This is a genomic window from Pedobacter alpinus (assembly GCF_042684645.1).
Lineage (GTDB): Bacteria > Bacteroidota > Bacteroidia > Sphingobacteriales > Sphingobacteriaceae > Pseudopedobacter > Pseudopedobacter alpinus.
Window position 1 is genome coordinate 1 of the sequence record NZ_JBHULV010000026.1, and the last position, 5,115, is coordinate 5,115.

A 5,115-nucleotide genomic window follows, 5' to 3' on the forward strand; every position below is an offset into this window, starting at 1 on the left:
TAAGTCTAATAAAAAGTCCGCTTGATAGTTTAAATATTTAAATTAAATGATAAATTGCATTACATACAGTAAATATATGCGCTATCAATAGCGTATATTTACTAGTTATGGCTCATTTTAAAAGACGACACTAAAACAATGAAACTAACAGAAATATTTACAATTTTAGGACTAACAATTATACTCGGTTGCGGTCAGACAACTAATGACAAGGCAAAGAATAATGGGAAAGACAGCACAAAAAATGAAAGTGAATTCCCCGCAGTAAATGATGAGTTTTCAGGGTATTTGGACAACTTCAAGAAAATTGAATTACCAATCACTATTAAAGGTTGCAACATTAGTTCTGACGGTTTTAAGCAGTTTGACATGAATAGGTTTAAAAAATATGCAGACGAATACTCATTGGCGTACGGACAAATACCTACAAATGGAAACTATGTGGCGACAATAACACTTGGAGCTGCGGACTGTTATTTGCCTGTATTAACGACCTATAAACTAAATGGACAAGTTATCGACAAGAAAACAATTGCTATCGGTGGTTGTGGTTCAGACTGCGGATTTTCTTGCGAAGAATTTATGACGTTTAAAAAAGACTTTTCATTTTATACTTCCGACACTATAAGCACTTATACTTGTGACAGCCTAGGAAATGAAACTCCCGGGACTTATGAGTATTATGTAATTTATATGAAAGGTAAACTATTGACAGATGGAAAAATAGAAACGACTGATGAGATTAAGCAACCATTACAGGGAAGAAAAAACGAGCCATAACAGGCGTTTGGCAAAAAAGCGGGTTCAGTGCTTGAATGAAGCTTTGTGCTTCGTATCAAGTTCAGTGCTGGCAGACAGTTTAGTGCTTCGAAATCCGCTTCTTCGCCAAGCGCCAAAACGTTATAGGGCATTTAAACCAACCGAAAACCACAAATAAAAAAACAAATTGGACAATTTCTTATTTTTCGGTCTTTTAATATTAGTTTTCATTGGACTTCCAATCGGATTTGGAATATTGCTTTATTTTATTCCCAAGAAACTTGGTTATCCAAAAAGTGGAAAGTATTTAACTATAATATATGGACTTCTTGTTTCTGCATTTGTTTTATTAACTGTTTTTGAAGACAAACTTTTCTCAAATGACAATGCAAAAGCACTTATAGAAGAACAACAGATTTTATTGGATGACAAATTTGAAATAACTGAAAATAAATCTGCGTCTGCGATTGGTGACTACTACCACACATTCACATTGAAAATATCTGACAATGACAAACGAAATGCAATTTCAAAAATCAAAAGTGCAAACAATTTCAAACCTAAAAATATTGAAATTGATGATTTATTATCCCAACGTACCTCTGACAGATATTTTGGGAAAAAAGTAATTCAGAATTACGAAACTGAAAATAGCTTTGTTCGAGAATATTTTGAGCCTAGTGGAAAAAAAGGATACGCACCTACTTTTAGACGCATATCAATAAGTAAATACGGGAACCTGTTGAAACTTGAAGACATTGATGATTAGAAAAACGCCCTATAACCACAAATTTGTATTATAATAGCTGAACTGCTTTATGTTATTTCATCGCAATTAATTAAGTTTATACGGGCAGACGAGTTTTTGCTTTCTATGCCATTACAATACAAATTCGCCAAACGTTAGCGGTTATTTTAGGACAACAACACTATCAGACAAATAATCTGAAAAATAAATCACACAAAATCTACTTTTTTAATTTTTCAGACTATTTATTATAAAACAGTATAATAAATGACAACATTTGCAGAAAACAAATCATTAGCAACAGACATTAATCAGTGCTTGACAAAACACACATTGAAATACTCCCCGACTTTTGATTTCAATGATTTTCGGACGACAAACAACATTATAACAAATCTCCTAGCGACAAGTAAGTTATCCGACATAATCCTAAAAAATTATTTTCCTCAAAATCCGACAACCGAATATCATCACTTTACAGATATTGGTGCTTTTCAAAATATCTTAAAGGAAAAGGAACTTTGGCTTTTCAGTGTCAAAAAAAGGTTTAAAGAATGTGAGTTTAAACCTTTTTATGACGCTCATAATATGGACGGTTATAAACTGAGACAAAATAGTGCAGGAGTTCCAATGGAAAATGAATTGGTTGAAAACGCCTTTTACACATCTTTCACGGACGACAAAATATCAGGTAAAGCCGAGGCGTATATGTGGGATTACTTCGCAAAGAAAACAGGTGTTAGACTTGTATTTGAAGTTTCAAACTTAAACACACATTTAAGACAAGTTTACTATCCTTCTTCTGAAAGAGACAAAGACTTGCCTTTATTGACAGACCTAATCAAAATTGCTCAGAACCGAAACAAATATTTAATACCCGAGGGAATTTCTACAATTGGTTTTTTCTACTTGCCACACAAATTCAATATTGAACGTGAAAGCAGATTACTTGTAAAAAGAGAAACTGGGAAGTATTTTAATATGGAATTTGGAACGAAAGATGGTTTTGAATACTTGAAATTTCCATTTAATCGGACAAATCCACTTGCAGAATTTAAGTTGACAAAAATTATCTTTGACACTAATACTGACACAAATGAAGCAGAAAGAATTATAAAATCAAGTGAAGACTTTAAAGACATTAAAATAGAAAAAAACAACCGCTAACAGGCGTTTGGCAAAAAAGCGGGTTCAGTGGTTAAATGAAGCTTTGTGCTTCGTATCAAGTTTAGTGCTGGCAGACAGTATAGTGCTTCGAAATCCGCTTCTTCGCCAAGCGCCAAAACGTTGTGCGTCATTATAACAAAAAACGCTTATACCAAAGATAATAAATGGGATTAAATAAAAATACAAAAGAAAAAGACATTGAGATTCTGAAAGACGGACCAATCTGTAAATATTTCAAAAATGCTATTCTTGACGAAGATTTGAATTGGTTCAACAGCAATAATTTTGAGATTATTGAAATGAATTGTCGAAATTGGAATCGTAAAAACGCTCATAATAATTTGAAAGTGGGACTAAATTTTCCTGATTATTACGGAGAAAACCTTAACGCGTTTGCGGACTGTTTAACTGATATGTATAATAAGAATTACCGTGGACTAGTTTTAGTTTTTAGACGTTACGACAATTTTGTGGAAGAGGACGTAAAATTTGCTGAAGCTATTCTTGATATCATTGCGAGAGAATCTCGAGTTTGGCTTTTAACAGGACAAAAATTAATAGGTCTTTTACAATCTGACAATCCAGATTTAGACTTTCCTGAACTCGGTGGCACTAGCCCAAGTTGGAATAGTAATGAATGGTTTAATGAAAACAGAAAAAAATAACGAACGCACAACAGCCGTTTTGCAAAAGCGGGGGTTTCGTACTTCTATGAAAGTGAAGTGCTAAATTCAAGCTTTGTGCATCTAATGAAGTTTAGTGCTGAAAATCCCCGCCTTCGCAAAGCGGCAAAACGTTAGTGGCAAGCGTACCGAAACTCGAGACAAAACAGTTATAACTTCGTCTTATTAAAACAAAATGAACTCTGACAAAATAAATAAAAAACTTATGAAGAAAATTGCTGTAATATTTATAATCAACCTACTTTTTTGCTTTGCATCATTTGCACAAGTAGAAAACAGTGCTAAAACCATAAAGAAAATCAAGACTTATCTAACTGAACTTGAAAAAGTTGGATTTTCGGGAAGTGTACTCGTTGAAATAAACGGAAAAGTAGCAATTTCAAAGGGTTACGGTTTCAGCGATAAGGCTAATTTGATAAAAAATAAACCTTCCACTGTTTTGTGCATTGGTTCAATTACAAAACAGTTTACTGCTACTGCAATACTAAAATTGGAAATGCAGGGAAAACTTTCTACTGACGATAAAATCACTAAGTATTTCGATAATGTTCCAATTGATAAAAGTAACATAACAATTCACGATTTGCTTCGCCATCAATCAGGACTGCCAAGTAACGTAGGCAAAGATTATGATAAAATAAGTCAAGCAGAATTTCTTGATAAGGTCATGAATTCCAAATTGTTATTTGAAGTTGGAAAAGAGTTTTCCTATTCAAATATTGGATATAGTTTATTAGGAATGATTATAGAAAAAACATCAGGCAAAACTTATGAAACCTATTTATATGACAACCTTTGGAAACCTGCACAAATGGAAATGACAGGATATTCAAGACCAATGTTTGACAAATCCAAAATAGCTATCGGATATTATAAAGACGATAAAATATGGGGCAAACCAACAGATAAAGAATGGGATAAAACCGCACCATATTGGCATCTTAAGGCTAATGGTGGAGTACTTTCAACAACAGAAGATATGTATAAATGGCATAAAGCCTTGAAGGGCGAAAATATATTATCGAAAGATGCAAAAAATAAATTATACCACCCAAAAATAAGGACAGAAGAAAATTATAACGAACCTATATACGGATATGGTTGGGACGTTGCACCAACAAATAGAAATACAAAAAGATATTGGCACAACGGGTCAAACAATATTTTTTTTGCAGACTTTATGATATATATAGATGAGGATGTTACTTTGATTATGCTTTCTAATAAATCACATCAAACAAACTTTGACAAATTAAATTTTGAGTTGTCTAAAATGATTTTTGAAAAAAATTATAAACCAATCATACCTATTGCAGACAATGAAACTAATCAAAAATATTCTCAAAATATGATTGAAATAATTTTAAGTAAAGGAATAGAAGTTGGTAAAGAAATCCATAAAAAAAGACCTGCAAACACAAATATTTTAGAATACATTTTAAACGCAAAAGGTTATGATTTTTTGTCACAAAAAAATTATGACAAAGCAATAGACCTTTTCATTATGAATATTTTTGCTTTTCCTAAATCTGCTAATGGATTTGACAGTTTAGGAGAAGCATATATGAATAAAGGCGACAAAACTTTGGCTATTAAAAACTATGAGAAAAGCTTAGAATTAAACCCGAATAATGGAAATGCAAAAGAAATGCTTTTAGAATTGAGGAGATGATGACAAACAACGCCAGCCACTAACAGCTAAGGTTTCGTTGGGCTCGGAGAGCCAACAATGAAACCGTGGTTGAACGGAACCGGACA

Annotated in this window: 5 protein-coding genes; all 5 read left to right on the plus strand. The window is 32.8% G+C overall.

Translation table 11 applies throughout. The annotated features are described in order from the left end of the window. Positions 1–138: 138 nt before the first annotated feature. Positions 139–780: a hypothetical protein gene (locus ACFSSE_RS08810; RefSeq protein WP_379043290.1), complete on the plus strand. Its 642-nt coding sequence runs from the start codon at positions 139–141 to the stop codon at positions 778–780. A gap of 166 nt (positions 781–946) precedes the next feature. Then, on the plus strand, positions 947–1,528 hold the full coding sequence (locus tag ACFSSE_RS08815) for a hypothetical protein (protein WP_379043292.1): 582 nt from the start codon (positions 947–949) through the stop codon (positions 1,526–1,528). Positions 1,529–1,774: 246 nt separating this feature from the next. Beyond that, positions 1,775–2,674, plus strand: a complete 900-nt coding sequence (locus ACFSSE_RS08820; protein ID WP_379043295.1) for a hypothetical protein — start codon at positions 1,775–1,777, stop codon at positions 2,672–2,674. 164 nt (positions 2,675–2,838) lie between these two features. Beyond that, a complete protein-coding gene (locus ACFSSE_RS08825) occupies positions 2,839–3,339 on the plus strand; it encodes a barstar family protein (RefSeq protein WP_379043298.1) in 501 nt (166 codons plus the stop codon). Between the two features lie 193 nt (positions 3,340–3,532). Continuing rightward, complete coding sequence (locus ACFSSE_RS08830; RefSeq protein WP_379100867.1) at positions 3,533–5,029, plus strand: serine hydrolase; 1,497 nt, start codon at positions 3,533–3,535, stop codon at positions 5,027–5,029. The last annotated feature ends 86 nt before the right edge of the window (positions 5,030–5,115 follow it).